Source organism: Rhizobium sp. rho-13.1, from assembly GCF_007000305.1.
In the GTDB taxonomy this organism is placed as follows: domain Bacteria; phylum Pseudomonadota; class Alphaproteobacteria; order Rhizobiales; family Rhizobiaceae; genus Rhizobium; species Rhizobium rhododendri.
Genome location: NZ_SCFL01000007.1, coordinates 169,096 through 189,158, shown reverse-complemented (window position 1 = coordinate 189,158; position 20,063 = coordinate 169,096). Strand labels below are relative to the sequence as shown.

Here is a 20,063-nt window from a genome sequence, read left to right as displayed (position 1 = left end):
CACGACTTTCCGCGGGGTGGAGCAGCCCGGTAGCTCGTCAGGCTCATAACCTGAAAAGTCCAAGCTCGAAAAACTCACATCCATAAACTGATTAATAACCGCCGGCGTCATGCTTGGCGGCTTTTTGCGTTTCTTACGCGGTTGCAGCCAGCTTGGGAGATGCCAAATTCCGGCATCGAGAACAAAAGCCACGGATCTCGATCGTCGTCTTCTCGCGCTTGAAATCGCTTTTTTCCTGCCACATCGCCAGACGTTCGCTGATGATGTCGTCGTGGAACTCTTCTACCTTGCCACATGTCTCGCAGATCGCAAAGACGGTCACGCCACCGCTGTGGCTGTGGCCTGCGTGACTGCAGGCGACGAAGGCATTGATGCTTTCGAGGCGATGGACCTTGCCGAAGGCCAGCAGTTTCTCCAGTGCGCGGTAGACCTGAAGCGGTGCCCGGAAGCCGTCGTCACGAAGGCGTTCAAGGATCGTATAGGCGCTGACGGGCTCGTGTGACTTTTCGAGGATGCCGAGCACCAGCGCCTGATTCTTCGTGAGCTTTTCCGGTACGGTCAAATTCTCGTCGCCAATGTTGTTTCTAGCATCCGGTTGTCGCTTGTATCCCTGGATCTACATCAACGAAGCTCCGGGCTCAATCAAGGTGTGGTCGGCGCGACCGGAAATCAATGCCGGACGGTCGACGGTAGCGCCGCAGTTGGCGCTACCGTCGATAGACTATTTCTTCTCCAGTGCGGATGCAATCTGGTTAACGTTATAACGGAACATCTTTACATAAGTGGATGCAGGGCCCTTTTTGTCGGACAGGGCCTCGACATAAAGCTCGCCGCCCGGCTGTGCCTTGGTCGCGGATGCGACCTGCTTGACGAGCTTCGGATCGTTGGAGTTCTCAAAGAAGTAGACCTTGACGTTCTCGGCCTTGATCTGGTCGATGAGTTTGGCGACATCGGCAGCCGATGCCTCGGTCTCTGTCGAAAAGCCGATCGGTGCCAGGAACTTGACCTTGTATTCCCGGCCGAAGTAACCGAATGCGTCGTGGCTTGTGAGAATCTTGCGCTTGTCGTCGGGCACCGGATCAAGCTTTTCATGGGCATAGGCATCGAGAGACTTCAACTGCTTGCGATAGCTCTCTGCGTTCTGCTTGAAGGTCGCAGCGTCTTCCGGATCGGCAGCAGCCAGGGCTTTTTCGATATTATCCACCCAGACCATGACGTTGACCGGGCTGTTCCAGACATGCGGGTCGGTGACGGTCTTGCCGTCTTCTTCCATCGTCCGGGTGTTGATCCCCTCGGAAACGACGATCGGCTTGCCCTTATAGCCGGACGCTGTGATCAGTCGGTCCATCCATCCTTCCAGACCGTCGCCGCTGACGAAGACCAGATCGGCCGCCTTCAGGTTGCGGGCGTCGTCCGGGGATGGTTCGAACTCGTGCGGGTCGCCGTTCGGGCCAACCAGTGTCTTGACCTCGACATTCTTGCCGCCGACCTCGTGGACGACGTCGGCAAGGACCGTGAAGCTTGCAACGACATCCAGCGTCTTTGCCGAAGCCGTTGAGGCCATGGCCGTCAACGCCATCAGCGCTGTGCTGGCGTATGCGATAGTGCGAAGATATGTCACGCTTTCACTCCTGTGTTGGCATCATCAGATGCGGCTCGGAAACAGGCGCCGGACGGCGCCCGAGGGGCAGAACAACAGCGACAGGCAATAGAGGGAGGCGGCGACCAGGATGATCGTCGGTCCCGATGCCAGGCCGAAGTGGAAGGAGACGATCAGTCCGACCAGTCCCGAAAGCGCGGCAACGCATGCCGAAATAGTGAGCATCACCGGCAGGGTTTTCGCCCAGAGCTGTGCGATCGAGGCGGGCAGCATCATCAGGCCGACGGCCATCAGCGTGCCCAGCGCCTGAAAGCCGGCGACGAGATTGAGGACGACAAGAAACAGGAACAACACGTGGTAAAACGACCCGTGGCCACGCACCGAGCGTAGGAAACCGGGATCGAAGCACTCGGCCACCAGCGGTCGGTAGACGATCGCAAGCACGAGGGCTGTGAATGTTGCGATGCCGCCGACGAAGTAGAGAGCAGTGGCATCGATTGCGAGGATAGTACCGAACAGCACATGCAGCAGATCGATGTTCGAGCCGCGGAGCGAAACGATCAATACGCCAAGGGCCAGCGATGTGAGGTAGAAGCTGGCAAAACTGGCATCTTCCTTGAGGACCGTGGTGCGGCTGACCAGTCCCGACAGAAGCGCGACAACGAGGCCTGCAACGATGCCGCCGAGACCCATGGCCGGCAGTGACAGGCCACCGGCAATGAGGAAGCCGATGGCCGCTCCTGGCAGGACGGCGTGGCTCATGGCGTCGCCGACGAGACTCATGCGGCGCAGCATCAACAGGACGCCGACCGGCCCGGAGCCTAGCCCGAGGGCGACGCAGGCAATCAGCGCGCGGCGCATGAAACCGTATTCGACAAAGGGATGGACAAGGGCTTCGTAGAGCATCACAGGGCTACCGGCTCCGGCTGTTCTATGGCGGCGTTTTCAGCCATGGCGCGCGCCTTCTGCAGGTTTCCAGTCGTCATGGTGCTTTCGGTCGGCCCCCAGCTTACGGCCTCGCGGGCCATCAGCAGCGTTTGCGGGAAATGGCTGCGGACCTGCTCGAAATCGTGAAGCACCGCGATGATGGTGCGACCGTCATCGTTCCACTGGTGGATGATCTGCAGCAGGTCACGCGTGGTAGCGGCATCGATGGCGGTGAACGGCTCGTCGAGCACGATCACCTTGGCATCCTGCAGCAGCAATCGCGCAAACAGGACGCGCTGGAACTGGCCGGCAGACAGCGAACCGATATGCTGCCGCTCGAAACCGCCAAGACCGACCGCTTCGAGCGCTGCCCGTCCACGCTCGGCAGTCTCACGCGAAATGCCGCGGAAAGCGCCGCTGTGGTTCCAGGCACCAAGCATGACGGTATCCGCGACGCTCAGGGGAAAATGCCGATCGATCTCGGCCGCCTGCGGCAGGTAACCGAAATCCTTCGGTCGCAGGGCATCGAGATGGATGGCGCCCGACTTGAGCTTGAGGTCGCCCATCAGGCCTTTCAGAAGCGTCGATTTCCCGGCCCCGTTCGGGCCCGCGATGGCGGTCAGGCTTCCCTCTTCGAAGGTCCCGGAGATATTCTTGACCGCCAGGTTCTTTTCATAGGCAATCGAAACGTTTTCAAGGCGGATACGCTGCATCGTCATGGGAGGCTTACCGCCCATCCTATGGCCAGCCAGAGCATGGCAAGCAAAATCGCCACGACTAGCAGCCGAACGACGGAAGAGCGGCCCATCAGCGACCGGCGAAAGGGATCTGAGTTTGGTGACATCGCGATATCCACTAGCATCGATGGTTTGTTATAACATATCATTTTTTCTGTCGACTATAATTTTGGCATCCGAACCGTTTAGCGTGAGCATGCCCGCAAGGTGCGCGTCAGCATTTCATTTCCAGCCGCGTTGCGACGAGCTGCGAGAAGTTAGTGCCCATTGGGTCGTTGAAAAACAGGCTGGTCAGGGTCGCCTGGTTCTGCGCGATGATCTCGTCCGGGTTTGGCCGTACGACCTTGCGGCTGCAGTGGGAAAAGCCGGCGCCCGATGTCGCCATGTCGTTGTCGTTGGCGAAATCGACTGCGGTATAAAGTGTCTGGTCGTAGATCCCGAAGATAGCCGTGCCCACCAGCTTGGTCTTGGTTACGGGCTTTAGAGAAAAGGTCAGTATCAGCGCGCCGTCCTTGTAGTCCGCCTGTATGGACTCCGGCTTGGCCATCGGGACTGCTTTGCCGTTAACGGTGACGTTGGTGTAGTATTTGTATTGCTCGAGCGAGTTTCGCACCGTCTTGCCGACGGCCAGCAACTCTGATTTGTCGAGCGTGTTGTTTTCGTTCTTGTCGAAGTCCAGAAGCACCGAAGACGAGAAGACATCGTCGAATTTCCAGACGTTGCGAAGCTCAGTCAGTGTTCCGTCCGCCGAGGCGACGGCCTCGAACCTGGCGTCGATAAAGATATGCGGATGGGCAAAGGCTTGGGCGGGTACGCATGCGGCAAATGCTGCCATCAAGATCGTCAAGCGGACCACGAGGTCTCTCCGGGCTGACAGGATAGCGAATGACCATCGCCGTCTTTTCAATGTTGCGATTTCGACGCGACCGTTGAGCGTTTCAACACTGCAATGGTGGCGACAAGGAGACGACATGGCCTCCCACGCGAAAAGCATTCTGTGCGACTAAGCAGGTCAGAGAGGGCATGTTCTGCGTCAAGCTCCTCCCAGCACGCGGGAAATTGCCCTTCCGCCGAATTTTCGTTTTCGCGCGCCGTCGGGATTTTCGAGTTCCGGCACGAAAATCTTGGCGACGGTTACCGGCATTTCCGGGCTGGATAGAGTAACGGCAACGGCTCTCCCTATCCCCGCCCGCCTCAGACCGTCGAGTGACCTGGAAAGCAAAACTGCCGGACCACCCGATACCGCTATAGCTTCGATTGGCCGCAAGGCAGGGTCGATCGCAAAGCACTCCAGCGTTTCAACCGGCAGGGGCTGGGTAAAGCAACCGGGATCGATATCGTCGCGGGCGCCGCTGATAAACGTCAAGCGCGATTGCGCGGCTTCGGTAATGGCCCTGATTGCAGCGCGGATCGGATCTGGGTGTGCGCCACTGCCATGGCTGACATCGCGATAAAGCGGCTGGCGTCGCATCGTGATGTCTGCCGGGCCCAAAAGGGCCGAGTAGCAGGGAATTCCGATGTCGCTGGTGATATCGAACATGACGAGTTTCAGCCCGGCTTCGGTGATCTGCCTCTCAAGGCCGGCAATGACGGGGTCGCGGAAGGCGCTGGCGGCGATGCAGCGTCCATGGCGACGCTCGCGGCTTGTCACTTGCCATAAAACATAGGCATCGCGTTCGATCCTTTCCAGCAATCCATGCAGCATGGCTTCATCACCGGTGTTGCCGGAGGCAAGGCCGTCCGATGACTGCCAGAACCGGCCCGACTTGGTTCGGTCGAGCACTGCCGCTTCGTAAGGGACATAGGTTGGCTCTCCTGACAGAAGATCGACGCCGGCGATCCATTCTACCGGCTCATCCGGCGCAATGTCGGCTTGTCCGGTGGCAACAAGACCGTCGAGCCGATCAGCCAACGCGCCAGCAGCCGTGAGCGAATTCCAGCTTCCCACGGATTTCTTAACGTCCGGCATACCGGCGATGGCTCGCTCCAATGCTTCCATGGCAGCCGAGACCTTGGCATCAATATCCGTGATGCCCTTGCCCTGGTTGATGACAATCGAGCGGGCATTGGGTGAGACTGCATTCCAGACGGGAATGCCGATGTTGTCCAGGCCGGTCAGCCTGGAAAGCCGGGTGATGCCGTAGCGCAGCAGCAGCGGCGCAATTCTGCGCAGCGTTTCCTCAGGCGCGCAGCTGCGGTCGGAATAGAGCGATTGCAGGCTTTCGATGTCAAGTGAGCTCGATACCAAGGCAACTCCCGTCAGGTCAGCAGGGCTGCGCCCAGAGGCTGCATGGCAGACATTATCGAAAGTTGATGCTACCAGACACCGTCGTGCAATGCGCTGGCTTCCTCGCAAAGGAGAGGCCCGACGACCACAACTTTCCGCTGGCCGGCCGCAAAGACGGTGCGGCAAGGGAGATCAAGCGTTGGGTTTTCCGGATGGTTTCCGGTGATATCCTTCAGCTGACTTTCGCTGAGGCCATAGACGACACGGCCGACGCCGGCCCAATAGGCTGCACCGGAACACATGGCGCAGGGCTCGGCGGAGGTATACATCGTGCAGTCTGCCAGAAACTGGGGCCGGTAGGCCTGCGACGCCCGTGTCATCAGAACGCGCTCGGCATGGCCGGTCATGTCCTGCGTCGGATTAAAGGCGTTCTCCTGTTCCAACAGCACCGTGCCATCAGGCCCGGCGAGGATTGCCCCGAACGGATGGTTTCCATTGCTCCGGGCCCGGCTTGCAACCGCAAAGGCATGCCGCAGCAGGCGCTCGTCATTGGCTGCCCAGAAGGCTTGGTCTGTCATGCAATATTCCTTCACGAACGATGAAGATACTTTCGGTGATCGTCCGCTGGCTGACAAGAACCCATTTTCGATGCTATCGTGCGAATAAACGCAACGCTCCTGAAGGGGATATCCGCATGCAGCTTATCTCCCAGGCCGCGTTGCTGCTGGACGCCGTGGCGCGTGCAGGCTCTTTTAGACGGGCCGCCGAACGTCTCAACCTTTCTGCATCGGCGATCAACCGGCAGATCCTCCGGCTCGAGGAAGACATTGGACTTCCACTGTTCGAGCGGCTGCCGCGAGGAATCCGGCCAACGGCTGCAGGCGAGCGCTTGCTGGCCGACATCCGGCGATGGCGGCGGGAACAGGAGCGTGCGGAGGGACAATTGCGTGACCTCAAGGGCCAGCGTCGCGGCTCCATCACGATCGGGGCAATGGAGTGCTTCGGCAATACACTTCTTCCGGACGTGATCAAGAAGCTCCACAGCGTCAATCCGCTTATTGAAGTCAGCGTACTGATCGGCGGCACAGACGAACTGCTGCGCAAGCTCAATCTCAAGGAACTCGATTTCGCGCTGCTGTTCAATCCGCCGCACAGGATAGCGTCGGATGCCGTTCGGCTGCTAAATGCACGTCCCGGGCTGGTCATGGCGGCAAACCATCCGCTTGCGCTGTCTCAAAGCCTCCGATTGGCTGACTGCTTGCAGTATGGCTTTGTCTTGCCAGACCAGTCTCTTGGCATCCGCGAATTCATCGACAAGGCTTTCGTCGACCTTGGGGTCGAGTTTGCCGGCATGGTCAGCACCAACTCGATCGCCCTTATCAAGTCTATGGTCAAGCTGGGGCAAACCATGGCTGTGCTGAGCATTTTCGATGTCTACGGAGAGCTGGTGCGCGGAGAGCTGGCTTTCGCCACTATCGAGGACCGCAACATCGAAGACGAGATTCTCGCCATCTGTGCTCCGATCAATCGACCAACCTCGGCAGCGGCCCAGATGATGATCGATCTGGTCGACGAAAGCCTGCGTTCTATCCGCCAGCCCAGTCGGGCGGGCTCGCAGATCTGAGCGTTGCGTTTTTTCGCACGGTGCATGCGCAAATCAATTCTTGTTCAGCACGTATACCGGTGAAATTCTCTTGCTCGCAAGAGTATCCATCGCATCGGAAACACGCGTGCCGCTGAACTTCAGAACTTTGCCCAAGGCAGAGATCCACATTCATCTTGAAGGCTGTTTTGACACGGCGACGATTGTCAGTCTGGCCGCTGAAAACAACGTGCCTCTACCGCGTCCCGAGGCCGAACTGCTTAAGTTCGACGGCCTCTCCGACTTTCTAGACTTTCTCGATTTCATCTGTGGCCTTTGCCGTACGCAGGAGCAGCTGGCGAGGGCGGCCTACGCCTTTTGCGAGCGAATGCGGGATGCAGGCACCGGATATGCCGATGTCATTGTCAATCCGACCCACTGGAGTGCGTGGCAGGGAAACCTCGGTGGCATGATCCACGGGCTTGACGCGGGCTTTGCTGCTGCTGAAGCGGATGGCCTGCCGCCCGTCGGCCTCTGCATCAGCCTGCTGCGCCAGCAGAGTGCGGCGGAGGCTATCGAAGTGGTCGAGGAACTGGGCCGCTTGCGCCACCCACGGGTCGTAGCGCTTTCGGTCGATGGCAACGAGGCTGCGGCGGGCAGGACCGGCGAGAAATTTGCCGAAGCTTTCCGGCTCGCCGGCAGGATCGGCCTGAAGCGCACAGCGCATGCGGGTGAATCCAGCGGCCCTGATGGCGTCAGGGATGCCATTTTCCTGCTGGAAGCCGACCGTATCGACCACGGGGTTCGCGCTATCGAAGATGCGGAACTGATGACGATCCTCGTCGACCGCCAGATCGCGCTGGGCGTATGCCCCACGTCGAACTTGACACTGGGGCTCTATCCCAACCTTGGCGCCCACCCGCTGGAACGGCTGCGCAAGGCCGGCGTCCCCGTCTCTGTCAACACCGACGATCCCGCATTGCTGGCGACAGATCTTCCGGATGAGATAGCTGGCTGTGCGGCGGCCTACGGCTGGGACAAGGAAACCTGCCGGGCCGTGGCTGCAACCTCCATCAATGCTTCCTTCGCCAATACCGACATAAAGGCCCGCCTGCTGAAGGATCTCAGCGCATGGTAGCGCGCGGCGCGGTATTCGGCTTCCTGCTGGCATTTAGCTGCGGACAGGCGCAGGCGGCCGAACTCGATCTTGCCGCATGGGCAAGGGCGCTGCCGCAGCATTTTACATTGTCGGGCGTAAAGAACGAGCCGACCTATCTCGCCGCCATCGATATCGCCCGCGCAGGTAATATTTTCACCATCCGGGGTGGAGCGCCCGCGTGGATGGAGCGTTCTGTGGAGGTGGTCAGTGTCTCTGACGATGGGGTCGTAACTCATGCCATCTGCCCGGTCGGCATGGATTGCCGTCAAGTGAGCCGGCCAGCTGGCTTCCTCTCCGGCGCGGCACTGCTGTCGGCATCGAGACGCGGCCTGCTGCACGGCACCGCCATGCCAGAGGCCTACGGAGCATTTGAGGTCGTCTGCATTCCGGGCGAGCAACTGTCGATCAAGGATCCGATCCTCGATCCCTGCTTCGAAATCCGAAGCGGTGCGGCGATTGCCGAGAAACATCGCACCAGTCACCGTTTCGACGGTCCGTCTCTCGATCCAGTCTCTTTGCGCATCCAGATCACGTCCTCCGAGCCTGCAGCCTCACGATCCTCCCTCCTCCCAAAGGATAACGCTTCATGATTTCCCTTCGCACTCTCGGCCTCGCCGCAGCCCTGACTGTCTCCGGGCTTTTTGCCTCCACCGCCTTTGCTGATCCGCTGAAAGTCGTGTTGCTGGTTCCGGGCCATGCCAATGATGGCTCGTTCAACCAGGTGGCGCGCGAGGCGGCTGAGAAGCTGCAGAAGAGCGGCGACATCAAGTTCGAGTTGCGTGAAGCGATGGCCGATCCGAGCCAGTCCGAGCCGGTGATCCGTCAATACGCCGCGAAGGGCTACGACCTCATCATCGGCCACGGCATCGAGCTCTCCGAGCCGATCCTGAAGATAGCCAAGGATTACCCGAAGGTGCATTTTGCCGCCTCTGGAGGTCCCGATCTCGCCGATCGCCTTTTGCCGAATGCCGATGGCTGGACTTACGACTTCGGCCAGCAGGGTTATCTCGGAGGCTTCATTGCCGGCAAGATGGCCGGCGTCGAGACCGTCGGAACGGTCGGCGGACCGGAGCTCGCTTTCGTCAAGGCGTCGCATAACGGCTTCAAGCAGGGACTGAAGGAAGGTAATCCGGCTGCAAAGACGATCGAAACCTACACTGGCTCGTTCGACGATGCGCAGAAGGCCGCCGAGGTCACCCGCGGCATGATCGCCCAAGGCGCAAAGCTCGTCTGGACGTCCGGCGACGGGATCGGCAATGGCGTGGCTGCCGCCGCCGTGCAGGACGGGGCCGTGACCATCGGCGTCACCGGCGAAGCCGGCGGAAATGCCGCCAAGGTCAATGTCGCCAGCATCGTGCTCGATATGTACCCGACCTACAAGACCTATGTCGACGACATCAAGGCAGGCACTTTCGGAAAGAAATTCCTGGTTTCCGGCATCGCCAACAAGGGTCTGGTCATGACGAAGATCAATGCCGTCGGCGAAAAGCTGCCGGATGACCTCAACAAGCAGGTAGACGCGCTTGTTGCCGATCTTGCCTCCGGCAAGGTGAAGCTGCCGAACTTCTTCCAGTAGGAACGATGCGTTTGACCTCTGCCCCGATCATAGCCAACGCCGTCACCAAGCGCTTCGGCGCGCTGACGGCGCTCGACCAGGCCTCGATCACGCTCCGGCGTGGCGAGGTTTCGGCGATTGTTGGCGAAAACGGGGCAGGCAAATCTACCCTTGCCAAGATCATCGCGGGCATCCTTCCGGCAGACCAGGCAGCTATCATCAGCAATGGTGTGCCGGTTGCCACATGGTCGCGGCGGGAGGCGGTCGGTGCGGGCATTGCGTTCGTGCCGCAGAACCTGTCTTTCATTCCGACATTGACGATCGTTGAAAACCATCTGCTGGCCGAAAAGGGCTGGCGTCTGCAGCGAAAGTCGGCCGCTTACGCGCTTGGGCGTGCAGCCGAGGAAATGGGCGTCTCGCTCAATCTCACTGTCTCGGTCGAGTCATTGAGCCTTGCCGAGCGGCAGATGGGAGAGATCGTCTCTGCCGTTGCCGGCGGGGCAAAGATACTGTTGCTCGACGAGCCGACATCTTCTCTCGGTCCCGTGGAGGTCAGGCAACTCATTGCCACCATCCGTCGTCTCTGTTCAGGTGGAACGACGATTGGCCTGGTGACCCACCGGATCTCGGAGGTGATGGAAGGCGCCGACCATATCACCGTGCTGCGCGCCGGAAGGGTCGTTCTCGACGGCGTCACCGCAGGGCTGAATTCCGATGCGATCGCCCGACTGATGGTAGGCGATCGAGATCGTCGTCCTCCGGCACGTAGGCCTGTGACATCGGACTGGAAGCGCCTTGAAGTCTCGGGTCTCGGCGTCAGGGGAGAGAGCCAGCCTATCCTGACCGAGCTCTCTTTTTCAGTGCGCCAGGGTGAAGTCCTGGCGGTTGCCGGCGTCTCGGGGGCAATGCAGCCGGCATTGGCGCAATGCCTTGCCGGGTTGCGAAAACCCGATGCCGGGACAATCCGCCTCGATGGCACGGACACCACCGGCGATGCCGCGCGTGCTGCGGCATCTGGGCTTGCCTACATTCCGGAAGACCGTCTGGAAGGCGTTGCGCCCGATCTGGCGAATTCTGAAAATGCCAGTCTGTTCCGCCTCGGGCAGCCCGGCTTCCGCCGCTTTGCGATGCGCAACCGCGCTGCCGAGCGTGCGCTTGGTGAGGCCATTATTGCGGATTTCAACGTCCAGCCGCCCAATCCGGATCTCGCATCGGGAGGGCTGTCTGGCGGCAATCTGCAGAAATTGCTGGTTGGACGCGAACTCGAGTGCAAGCCGGGCATCATCATCGCCCACGGCCCGACGCAGGGGCTCGATCTTGCCGCCGCCGCGTCGATCCGGACGGCAATCGTCAAGGCCGCAGCCGAAGGTGCCGCTGTCGTCGTGATTTCGGCCGATCTCGATGAGCTTCTGGAAATGGGCCATCGCATGATCGTGCTTGCCAATGGCCGCGTCACCGCCGAATTCGATCTCGACACTCAGGTGGACATGACTGCGCTCGGGCAGGCGATGATCGATAATAAAACTCTGGAGACCGCCCTATGAGTGATGTGAAGATCGATTTTCCGGCGACCGGAGCTGGCCTTGCCCCGACTGTTGCCGAGCTGATGAGGATGCGCCTTGTCGCCGCCGGCAAGGAAAGGCCGGACATGATTATTCGGGGCGGCAAGGTGCTGGCGCTGCATATTGGCGAAGTCATGGAGCGCGACGTCGTCATTTCCGGCCGTCACATCGCCGCTGTGACGCCGGTCGGCTATTTCGACGCCGACGAGATCGTTGATGCATCAGGGTATTTCGTCGCGCCGACCTTTATCGATACGCATCTGCACATAGAGTATACCAAGTTGGTGCCGGGCGAGCTGGCCCGCCTGTCGGTGCCGCGTGGCACGACGCTGGTCCTGGCCGATGCCAATTGTATTGCCAATGTGCTGGGCGAGGAAGGCCTCGACTTCATGGGCGAGACCAGCACGCCGCTGCGGATCCTCCGCCAAGTCTCCCACAAGGTGCCGCAGGCGCCCGATCTCGAGCTTGGCGGCGCTCATCTGACGACGGAGCAGATCGCCGCCCGCGTCCAGCGTCCGGATGCGGCAACGCTCGGCGAATCCAATCCGTTCAATCTCGATGAGAGTTCCGCGCGGAAGGCCGTTGCAGCGATTACCGCCGGCAAGCGCATCACCGGCCATACGGCACTGCTGGAAAACGAGCCCCTGTGGAGCTATCTCGCCGGCGGCGTCAGCGACGACCACAACGCCCATATGACCAAGGATGTCGTCGAGCGCCTGCGCCTCGGCACCATGCTGACCGTCATGGCCGGCAGCATGAACGACAACGTTCCCCACGTCTTCGCCGATATCCCGGCCCTGAAGGACGGGCTCTTCCACATTTCGTTCTGCGCCGACGACAAGCTGGTCGAGGACCTCGATCGTGAGGGACATATCGACCATCACGTTCGCCAGGCGATTGCCTGCGGCGTCGAGCCGCTGAAGGCGTGGCGCATGGCCACCCTGTCTGCCGCTTCCTATTACCGCCTCGATCACCTGCTGGGGTCGATCACGCCCAGTCGCCTCGCCGATATCCAACTCGTCGCCGATCTCGCCGAAGCACGGCCTCATCTCGTGATCGTCGGCGGCAAGATCGTGGCTCGCGACGGTCAGCCGCTTTTCGAAAATACCGACCCGGTGCCGGCTTTCACGCGCAACACTGTCTACCTGCATCCGGATATCGATGCCCAATCCTTTGCGACGGAAGCAAAGGGCGACAAGGCCTGGGTGCAGGCCATGGAAATGTACGACGGCTACTTCAAGCGTGCCTTTCACGCGGAGCTTGATGTGATCGACGGCATCGTCCAGTGCGATGTCGAGCGGGATATCCTGAAAGTCGCCATTGTCGACCGCCACCACGCCACCGAGACGGTCGGCGTCGGTTTCGTCAAGGGGTTTGGCCTCAAGCGGGGCGCGATTGCCGCCACTACCAATTGCGAAAACCAGAATCTCGTGATTGTAGGCACCTCCGACGAGGAGATGGAGCTGGCGACACGCGCCATCGAGCGGATCGGCGGCGGCTACGTAACAGTTGCCGAGGGCCAGGTCCTGGCCAGCGTGCCGCTGGCGGTGGCCGGCTGCATGAGCGACCAGCCGTGGGAGAAGGTACGGGACCAGTCACTCGCCTGCGACGCGGCAACGCGCACCATCGGCTGCACGATGCAGGCCCCGTTCCTGATCATGTCGTTTATCGGTCTTGTCGGCGTTCCAGATCTGGGGCTGACCGAGCGCGGCCTGGTCGAAACCAAAACGCAGACGTTCACAGATCTGGTCCTGGGTCTCGAGGGCGGCATGGTATGCTGCCGTTGCCCAAGCCATGCTCACGAGGTTCACAGGATGATGGATGCCGTCGGCTTCCAGGCTGTGGAGGTCTGAGGCGCCGTATGCAAAAAGCACCCACAAATCTCCCGCCGCTGCTCGGCGCCGCCTTTCCGCCAAACGGCATCGCGGCGGAATACATCTCCGACCTTCTTACCCTGCAGACGGTGCTGGACGACGAGATCGCACCCTTGGCTGCCGAAACCGACCGGGTAGGTCGGTACCCGACAAAATCCATCGCAGCCTTGAAACGTTCGGGATTTTTGAAATCCGTCGTCCCCGTCGCTTTCGGGGGACGCGCCATGCCCCATCGCGTCTCCATGGAGGCGCAGTTGCGTATCGCCATCGCCGATTCCGCAGTCGCCCAAATCTACAAGGTGCATGACGAGATCGTCCGCGAAATCCTGACCTATTGCCCGGCGGATCTGAAGCCACGCCTGTCACGCGCCATCGTCGAGGATAACGCCATCATCGGGCTTGCCGTGGCGGAGGCCGGCCGCAAGGTCGACGACCCCATGACAACGACGGCAACGCCAGCGACCGACGGCGGATTTATCGTTCACGGACGCAAGATATACACGACTGGCGCGGCTGGAGCCGACTACATCGCAACCTGGGCCTACAATGCGGCAGCTCCGGGCGTTGCCGCCAATCCTCTGGCCGGCATGCAGCTCAACCTGATCCCGCCAACGGCTCCGGGCATTACCATCCACCGCGATTGGGATGCCCTCGGCCAGCGCGGCACCGATTCGGGCACGATCACCTTCGACAACGTCAAGACTGACCCTCTTTGGAACGCTACCATTCCCGGCCTGTTTTCGCCTCCCCACGCATCGCTTCGCTATCAGGTCGGCTTTGCAGCCATCATGATCGGAGTTGGGATTGCCGCCTTGCGCGAGGCGGCGGGCTTTGTGGCCTCAAGCAGTCGCCCGTGGCCATCGGCCGGCGTCGACAATGCTGCCGACGATCCGCACACGCGCAAGATCATGGGCGAATTGACTGCAGGCCTCTCTGCAGCCTACGCACTTATGCTGATGGCGGCCGATCTGCTAGATGCCTTCGAGCGCGGGGAGGTCAGCCGGACGGAACTTGCCATCCCGGTCTATGCGGCAAAGGCCGCCGCCAACAAGGCGGCACTCGAGGCAACATCAGAAATCTTCACGCTGATGGGGACGCGTGCCGCAGGCCGCAAAAATGGTTTCGATCGCCATTGGCGCAATGCCCGCATCCTGTCCCTGCACGACCCGGTATCCTGGAAATATGCCGAGATCGGGCGCCACGTGCTGACCGGATGGGAACCCGATCCGGGCCTTTACCAATGATCTCGCAACTGCTGAAACCGACAACGCTTCAAAAGAGGGCGATCCTTGCTATCGTGCTGGTCGCGGTTGCCCTGGCGCTGTTGATTGCGCTCGCCGGTGCCAATCCGCTCGATGCGATCGCGGCCCTCTTCAGTGGGGCTTTCGGCGAACCCTATGTCCTTGCCGAAACGCTGGTGACGGCGACGCCGCTTGCCATCGTCGCCCTCGGCGTCATGCCGGCGCTCCGATCCGGCTTGTTCACCATCGGCTCGCAGGGCCAACTGGTGGCAGGCGCGGCACTCTCCACGGCGGTCATCCAAGCCAATGCCGGTGCAAGTGCGCCCGTGCTTTTGATCCTGGGCTGCCTGTCCGGCATGGCTGGAGGTTTGCTTTTTGCCCTGTTGCCCGCTCTCTTGCGCGCCTACATGCACGTCAACGAAATCCTGTCGACACTGCTGTTGAATTACATTGCAGGCTATGGGCTTGTCTGGGTGCTGAAAGGGCCGTTGCGTTCATCGATGCAGACCGCGACACCGCGCAGCGATGCGTTGCCGGACAATGCGCTGATCGGGACTCTTGTCGATGGCACGCGGCTGCACCTCGGCGTTTTGGCCGTTCTGGTTCTGGCGGTCGCCCTGTGGTTCTGGACCCGAACGCGTTCCGGCCTTGTCTATTCCCTCTTCGCCAGCCGACCACACCTCGCCGCGCGCCTCGGCCTATCGCCGGCAAGGGCCGTGGTCAGGCCGATGCTGTTTTCGGGCGCTGCCGCCGGGCTTGCCGGCTGGATCCAGGTGGCGGGCGTCGCCCACACACTGTATCCAAGCGTCGATGGCGGGCTCGGATTTTCCGGTATTCTCGTGGCCGTCCTTGGTGGCCTCAATCCACTCGGCATCGTCGTTGCGGCAATCCTCTTCGGCGCTTTATCGACGGGCGCGCAGGGCATGCAGATTGGCACGTCGGTGCCGGCGGCGATTGCCATCGTCGCCCAAGGTTTTGTCCTGCTGGCCGTGACCCTCGCAGTTGGTAAAAATGTCCGTACAGCGAGCGCAGCGCCACCCATGGAAAAGAAACCGGCGTCCGAAGCCGCAGGAGCCAATCCATGAGCTGGTCCGATCTGGTCTTCTGGCAAATCGTCCTTGGCGGCACCCTTCGGCTGGCGACGCCGATCTTCCTCGCGGCGCTCGGCGAGATGATTACTGAACGAAGCGGCACGATCAATCTTGGCATCGATGGCATCATGACTGCCGGCGCCTTCAGCGCGGTGGTCTGCGCCAGTATCGCCGGCTGGCAGGGCGGGCTGCTGGGAGCCGTTATTACGGGCACCCTCTACGGGTCGGTGATCGCCTTGTCCGTGGTCAAAGGTGGGGCCAACCAGATCATCACCGGGATCGCGATTTCGCTGATAGGCTCCGGGCTCACTTCATTTCTGTTCCAGCTTTGGCAGCCTTCAGGCCAGAGCATGATGTTCGTGCCGCTGGCGCCCAATATCACCATACCTTTCCTCAGCGACCTGCCCTTTATCGGCCCCATCCTGTTCAAGCAGAACCTCATAACCTACGCTGCACTGGTCCTTCTCATAGCTGCCATATGGCTGATGAATTTCACGCGCGTCGGCCTCGTCCTGCGAGCTGTCGGCGACGGGGCGGCTGCTTCCGCTGTTCGCGGCATCGATACCGATCGCGTGCGAATGGTTGCCATCATCGTCGGTGCCGCCCTCATGGGGCTCGGTGGCGCAGCGATCACCATCGGCTTTCTCGGCTCTTTCAACGATGGCCTCACCAACGGCCGAGGCTATGTCGCCCTGGCAGTCGTGATCATCGGCCGCTGGTCGCCAGTTGGCGCCGTTCTCGGTGCATTCCTGTTTGCCTTCTTCGATAGCCTTGGCCTCAGGGCCCAGAGCGGTATGGGTTTCCTGCCGAACGAGGTCTTTTCGATCCTGCCATACGCGATGACGCTTCTGGTGCTGATTTTCACGGCCCGCTCGAAGATTGCCCCGCGCGAACTCGGTAGATAATTGGCAGCCTCTGGTGCCGGTCAGAAAACCCAGGTGCTACCTCGCCGGGAGAGTCGTGGCTTTCGCACATCGGGCGTCGATCAAAAATGTGTTAGATCGGCTTGGCGTGAGGGTGCGGCCTTTGAAAATGGGATTTCTTCGGTATAGGAATTGATCGCAAGCGATGCAGGACCGAGGACGATGAAAAGATGACATTTGCGCCCGAGACTGCCGCGACCGAGATGGACCGAAAAGCCCATGGCTTGATCTATACGACGATCTCCAGCCTGCTGTGGCCGTCCTTTTTCATCGGCGGTCTGATCGGCTCCTATTTCGCCTTCAAGACCTCGGTTCCGCTGTTATGGTTCAACGTCGTTTATCTGACGGTCGTTATTCTCATCAGTCTTTCCGAACGCTTGATGCCCTACGAGCAGACCTGGCTGCGTCGGGACGGCGAGACTTTCAACGATTTCGCCCATACGCTGCTCAACAAGGGTGGCGTCCAGATCGTTGCAGCCATCGGCACCTCCTTTCCAATGGCCGTCGCCACCGTCGCCCAGCCTTTGTTCAGTCCGCCGACGTTTCTCTGGCCCCATAATGCACCATTGTTTCTGCAGGTTATTCTCGGGCTGATCGTCGCCGAATTCGGCCTCTACATCGCCCACCGGGTTGCCCACGAAAACCTGTCGCTCTGGCGTTTCCACGCGCTGCACCACAGCGTCGAGCGCCTCTGGGTCATCAACACCGGCCGTTTTCACTTCATCGATTCACTGCTGAAAATCGCGCTCAGCCAGATCCCGCTCTACCTGCTCGGCGCGCCGCTGCCTGTCTTCCTGTGGATCGGTGCGGTCACCGCCTTTGTCGGGCTGCTGACCCATTGCAACATCGATGTCAGAACCGGTCCGCTCGACTGGATACTCAGCACGCCGCGCCTTCACCGCTGGCACCATTCCAGGCTGCTCGCCGAAGGCAACACGAATTACGGCGAAAACCTTGTTCTCTGGGACCAGATCTTCGGCACCTACTATAATCCGCCCCGCCCGTCGTCCGTTGATATCGGCATCAGTGGCAAGGTCGCCAAGGGATTTCGTGCCCAACTCGCCCAGCCCTTTTCCGCCAAGGGACGCCGGCAGATCATCGGCAAGGCGCCGAAGCCCACCGACGTGGTTCCGCCCGTTCTGCAAAGCGACTTTGCCCGGCTGGCAAGAAGGCTGCGACTGATCGGCCGCAAATGAATGGCTGACCCGCAAGATGCGGGTGACGCATTTCTGAATTGTTTTAGATCTGATGCCCTCTAAATAGGCATATTGGGGTCCAGATTACAGCGGCTCTACATTTTATGCATATCAGCCCCGCATATGGCAGTCTTTCCCTTGGCCTAGGGTGGACGCTACTGTCGGCCTTAATCTTGATAGAAGTCCGGGGCGCGAACTTATGGCTTATACGATGACGGCCGGCGGCCAGCGCTTTCGGTTCGACGGTCTGAAGGATGTCCTGGCCGTGGCCTCGCCTGCTCGATCTGGTGATGCTCTTGCGGGGATCGCGGCTCAGTCGGATGTCCAGCGCTTCGCTGCCAAGATGTGCCTCGCCGACCTGCCGCTCCCCATCTTCCTGAACGAGGCCGTCATTCCTTATGAGAATGACGAGATCACGCGGCTGATTATCGACAGCCATGATGCCGATGCCTTTCGACCGATCGCCAGCCTAACGGTGGGCGATTTCAGAAACTGGCTCCTGTCCGAACAGGCGACACCGGCAGCCTTGAAGGCCATCGCGCCTGCCGTGACACCGGAGATGGCAGCGGCAGTCTCGAAGCTGATGCGCAATCAGGATCTGATTCTCGCCGCCAAGAAATGCAACACGCCGACGGCCTTCCGCAATACGCTGGGACTTCCCGGCAGGATGGCAGTGCGCCTGCAGCCCAATCACCCGACAGATGACCTCAAAGGCATCCTCGCCTCGACCATCGACGGGCTCCTCTACGGCTGTGGCGATGCCGTGATCGGTATCAATCCCGCCAGCGACAATCCCGCAGTCCTCTCCGGCATCCTGCGGATGCTCGACGAGTTGATCGAGCGCTTCTCGATCCCGACGCAGACCTGCGTCCTGACGCATGTGACCTCTTCGATAGAGATGATCAATGCCGGCGCGCCGGTCGACCTGATCTTCCAGTCGGTGGCCGGTAGCCAGAAGGCCAACAGCTCGTTCGGCATAGATCTTAAAGTGCTGCAGGAGGGACTGGACGCCGGGCGATCCCTGAACCGAGGCACTGTCGGCAACAATTGCATGTACTTTGAGACCGGCCAGGGGTCGGCTTTGTCTGCGGATGCCCATTTCGGCGTCGACCAGCAGACGATGGAGGCCCGCGCCTATGCCGTCTGCCGGCAGTTCGAGCCACTTCTGGTCAACACGGTGGTCGGTTTTATCGGCCCGGAATATCTCTACAACGGAAAGCAGATCATTCGCGCGGGGCTGGAAGATCATTTCTGCGGCAAGTTGATGGGCCTGCCGATCGGTGCCGACATCTGCTACACCAACCACGCAGATGCCGACCAGGACGACATGGACACGCTGCTGACCCTGCTGGCGACGGCCGGCGTAAATTTCGTCATCGGTGTTCCCGGTGCCGACGATATCATGTTGAACTATCAGTCGACGTCGTTTCACGATCAGCTTTATGTACGCGAACTTCTGGGCCTCAAACGGGCTCCTGAATTCGAGTCATGGCTGCAAAGCAGCGGTATCAGCGATGCCGATGGCCGGCTTCTGTCGCAAAGCGCTTCGAACAACGCGTTGATGTCGCTTGCCGAAGATACGATGATGGGAGCGGCAGCATGAGCAATGGTGACATCCCGGCCGGACGTCGCGCCTCGCTTGCCAACATCGATGGTTGGGCCGGGCTGAAGAGCCACACCACCGCCCGCATAGCGCTCGGCCGCGCCGGCGCGTCGTTGCCGACATCGGAAGTTCTGAATTTCGGTCTGGCCCATGCACAGGCAAAGGACGCGGTGCATCTGGCATTCGACGCCGATGCCGTAGCGGCCATTGTCAAGTCGATGGGGCTCGAGCCGTTGCTCGTGGAAAGTGCTGCGCCCAGCCGCGAAAGTTATCTGCGGCGGCCGCACCTCGGACGGCGGCTTGCAGACGAGAGTCGGGCCATCCTTTTCGCCGATCGGCAAGAAGGCGCGGATATCGGCATCGTCATCGGCGATGGTTTGTCAGCCACTGCCATCCACCGCAATGTCGAACCTTTGCTGAGGGCATTGTCGCCGATATTGCGCGTCAAACAGCTGACGGTCTCGCCGGTTGCCATCGCGCGCAATGCCCGCGTTGCTCTTGGCGACGAGGTCGGGGTGGCGCTCGGTGTCCGCTGCGTGCTGATGCTGATCGGCGAGCGGCCTGGCTTGTCGTCTCCCGACAGCATCGGCGCCTATCTGACCTTCGATCCGCGCGTCGGAAAGAGCGATGCCGACCGCAACTGCGTCTCTAACATCCGGCCCGGCGGTCTGTCTTTCGGGGAAGCGGCCCACAAGCTGGTCTGGTTGATCGAGGAAGCTTTCCGCATGCAGGCGACAGGGGTACAATTGAAAGACAACAGTCCGACATTTGTTCTGCTGGGATAGG

General features: G+C 60.6%; 19 protein-coding genes. 12 read left to right on the top strand and 7 right to left on the bottom strand.

Features of this window, described 5'->3' with window-relative positions; translation table 11 throughout:
• Positions 1-133 precede the first annotated feature (133 nt).
• The 7 genes from EQW76_RS18400 to EQW76_RS18370 all read right to left on the bottom strand — a co-directional run bounded on the left by EQW76_RS18400 (position 134) and on the right by EQW76_RS18370 (position 6,069).
• The gene (locus tag EQW76_RS18400) at positions 134-562 is read right to left on the bottom strand and encodes a Fur family transcriptional regulator (protein ID WP_142829937.1); all 429 of its coding nucleotides are present in this window, start codon (positions 560-562) and stop codon (positions 134-136) included.
• A gap of 159 nt (positions 563-721) precedes the next feature.
• Positions 722-1,579, bottom strand: coding sequence for a metal ABC transporter substrate-binding protein (locus tag EQW76_RS18395; RefSeq protein WP_142830238.1), 858 nt, complete (start codon positions 1,577-1,579; stop codon positions 722-724).
• 66 nt (positions 1,580-1,645) lie between these two features.
• Entirely contained in the window at positions 1,646-2,506 is an 861-nt protein-coding gene (locus EQW76_RS18390) for a metal ABC transporter permease (protein WP_202617166.1), read from the bottom strand.
• Positions 2,506-3,246 carry an ABC transporter ATP-binding protein gene (locus tag EQW76_RS18385; protein ID WP_143123051.1) on the bottom strand — a complete coding sequence of 247 codons (741 nt, stop codon included), beginning with the start codon at positions 3,244-3,246 and terminating at the stop codon, positions 2,506-2,508. Before EQW76_RS18385 ends, EQW76_RS18390 begins: the two co-directional genes overlap by 1 nt.
• Before the next feature lie 232 nt (positions 3,247-3,478).
• Entirely contained in the window at positions 3,479-4,120 is a 642-nt protein-coding gene (locus EQW76_RS18380) for a DUF1007 family protein (protein WP_142829943.1), read from the bottom strand.
• Positions 4,121-4,297: 177 nt separating this feature from the next.
• Positions 4,298-5,512, bottom strand: a complete 1,215-nt coding sequence (locus tag EQW76_RS18375) for a YcaO-like family protein (RefSeq protein WP_224128610.1) — start codon at positions 5,510-5,512, stop codon at positions 4,298-4,300.
• A 68-nt stretch (positions 5,513-5,580) separates the two neighbouring features.
• Positions 5,581-6,069, bottom strand: coding sequence for a nucleoside deaminase (locus EQW76_RS18370; protein WP_142829945.1), 489 nt, complete (start codon positions 6,067-6,069; stop codon positions 5,581-5,583).
• A 116-nt stretch (positions 6,070-6,185) separates the two neighbouring features.
• On the opposite strand from EQW76_RS18370, the gene EQW76_RS18365 reads away from it, so the two are divergent.
• The 12 genes from EQW76_RS18365 to eutC all read left to right on the top strand — a co-directional run bounded on the left by EQW76_RS18365 (position 6,186) and on the right by eutC (position 20,062).
• The gene (locus tag EQW76_RS18365; protein WP_161990959.1) at positions 6,186-7,115 is read left to right on the top strand and encodes a LysR family transcriptional regulator; all 930 of its coding nucleotides are present in this window, start codon (positions 6,186-6,188) and stop codon (positions 7,113-7,115) included.
• 106 nt (positions 7,116-7,221) lie between these two features.
• Complete coding sequence (add, locus tag EQW76_RS18360) at positions 7,222-8,211, top strand: adenosine deaminase (RefSeq protein WP_224128612.1); 990 nt, start codon at positions 7,222-7,224, stop codon at positions 8,209-8,211.
• Positions 8,205-8,822, top strand: a complete 618-nt coding sequence (locus tag EQW76_RS18355) for a hypothetical protein (protein WP_142829949.1) — start codon at positions 8,205-8,207, stop codon at positions 8,820-8,822. Before add ends, EQW76_RS18355 begins: the two co-directional genes overlap by 7 nt.
• Complete coding sequence (locus tag EQW76_RS18350; RefSeq protein ID WP_142829951.1) at positions 8,819-9,808, top strand: BMP family protein; 990 nt, start codon at positions 8,819-8,821, stop codon at positions 9,806-9,808. Before EQW76_RS18355 ends, EQW76_RS18350 begins: the two co-directional genes overlap by 4 nt.
• Positions 9,809-9,819: 11 nt before the next feature.
• Positions 9,820-11,331 carry a sugar ABC transporter ATP-binding protein gene (locus EQW76_RS18345; RefSeq protein WP_161991066.1) on the top strand — a complete coding sequence of 504 codons (1,512 nt, stop codon included), beginning with the start codon at positions 9,820-9,822 and terminating at the stop codon, positions 11,329-11,331.
• Entirely contained in the window at positions 11,328-13,202 is a 1,875-nt protein-coding gene (locus EQW76_RS18340; protein ID WP_142829957.1) for an adenine deaminase C-terminal domain-containing protein, read from the top strand. The genes EQW76_RS18345 and EQW76_RS18340 overlap by 4 nt, the downstream gene beginning before the upstream one ends.
• Before the next feature lie 8 nt (positions 13,203-13,210).
• Complete coding sequence (locus EQW76_RS18335; protein ID WP_142829959.1) at positions 13,211-14,467, top strand: acyl-CoA dehydrogenase family protein; 1,257 nt, start codon at positions 13,211-13,213, stop codon at positions 14,465-14,467.
• Complete coding sequence (locus EQW76_RS18330) at positions 14,464-15,549, top strand: ABC transporter permease (protein ID WP_161990962.1); 1,086 nt, start codon at positions 14,464-14,466, stop codon at positions 15,547-15,549. Before EQW76_RS18335 ends, EQW76_RS18330 begins: the two co-directional genes overlap by 4 nt.
• Positions 15,546-16,460 carry an ABC transporter permease gene (locus EQW76_RS18325; RefSeq protein ID WP_142829963.1) on the top strand — a complete coding sequence of 305 codons (915 nt, stop codon included), beginning with the start codon at positions 15,546-15,548 and terminating at the stop codon, positions 16,458-16,460. The genes EQW76_RS18330 and EQW76_RS18325 overlap by 4 nt, the downstream gene beginning before the upstream one ends.
• A gap of 221 nt (positions 16,461-16,681) precedes the next feature.
• The gene (locus tag EQW76_RS18320; protein WP_111215833.1) at positions 16,682-17,674 is read left to right on the top strand and encodes a sterol desaturase family protein; all 993 of its coding nucleotides are present in this window, start codon (positions 16,682-16,684) and stop codon (positions 17,672-17,674) included.
• A gap of 199 nt (positions 17,675-17,873) precedes the next feature.
• A complete protein-coding gene (locus tag EQW76_RS18315; protein WP_142829965.1) occupies positions 17,874-19,277 on the top strand; it encodes an ethanolamine ammonia-lyase subunit EutB in 1,404 nt (467 codons plus the stop codon).
• A complete protein-coding gene (gene eutC, locus EQW76_RS18310) occupies positions 19,274-20,062 on the top strand; it encodes an ethanolamine ammonia-lyase subunit EutC (protein ID WP_142829967.1) in 789 nt (262 codons plus the stop codon). The genes EQW76_RS18315 and eutC overlap by 4 nt, the downstream gene beginning before the upstream one ends.
• Position 20,063: the final 1 nt, after the last annotated feature.

What these genes read in the sequence shown, in the direction of transcription:
- EQW76_RS18395 (WP_142830238.1), bottom strand. Translation starts at nt 1,579, where the DNA reads ATGGCGTTGACGGCCATGGCCTCAACGGCTTCGGCAAAGACGCTGGAT.
- EQW76_RS18390 (WP_202617166.1), bottom strand. Translation starts at nt 2,506, where the DNA reads ATGCTCTACGAAGCCCTTGTCCATCCCTTTGTCGAATACGGTTTCATG.
- EQW76_RS18385 (WP_143123051.1), bottom strand. Translation starts at nt 3,246, where the DNA reads ATGACGATGCAGCGTATCCGCCTTGAAAACGTTTCGATTGCCTATGAA.
- EQW76_RS18370 (WP_142829945.1), bottom strand. Translation starts at nt 6,069, where the DNA reads ATGACAGACCAAGCCTTCTGGGCAGCCAATGACGAGCGCCTGCTGCGG.
- EQW76_RS18365 (WP_161990959.1), top strand. Translation starts at nt 6,186, where the DNA reads ATGCAGCTTATCTCCCAGGCCGCGTTGCTGCTGGACGCCGTGGCGCGT.
- EQW76_RS18355 (WP_142829949.1), top strand. Translation starts at nt 8,205, where the DNA reads ATGGTAGCGCGCGGCGCGGTATTCGGCTTCCTGCTGGCATTTAGCTGC.
- EQW76_RS18350 (WP_142829951.1), top strand. Translation starts at nt 8,819, where the DNA reads ATGATTTCCCTTCGCACTCTCGGCCTCGCCGCAGCCCTGACTGTCTCC.
- EQW76_RS18340 (WP_142829957.1), top strand. Translation starts at nt 11,328, where the DNA reads ATGAGTGATGTGAAGATCGATTTTCCGGCGACCGGAGCTGGCCTTGCC.
- EQW76_RS18335 (WP_142829959.1), top strand. Translation starts at nt 13,211, where the DNA reads ATGCAAAAAGCACCCACAAATCTCCCGCCGCTGCTCGGCGCCGCCTTT.
- EQW76_RS18330 (WP_161990962.1), top strand. Translation starts at nt 14,464, where the DNA reads ATGATCTCGCAACTGCTGAAACCGACAACGCTTCAAAAGAGGGCGATC.
- EQW76_RS18325 (WP_142829963.1), top strand. Translation starts at nt 15,546, where the DNA reads ATGAGCTGGTCCGATCTGGTCTTCTGGCAAATCGTCCTTGGCGGCACC.
- EQW76_RS18320 (WP_111215833.1), top strand. Translation starts at nt 16,682, where the DNA reads ATGGACCGAAAAGCCCATGGCTTGATCTATACGACGATCTCCAGCCTG.
- EQW76_RS18315 (WP_142829965.1), top strand. Translation starts at nt 17,874, where the DNA reads ATGGCTTATACGATGACGGCCGGCGGCCAGCGCTTTCGGTTCGACGGT.
- eutC (WP_142829967.1), top strand. Translation starts at nt 19,274, where the DNA reads ATGAGCAATGGTGACATCCCGGCCGGACGTCGCGCCTCGCTTGCCAAC.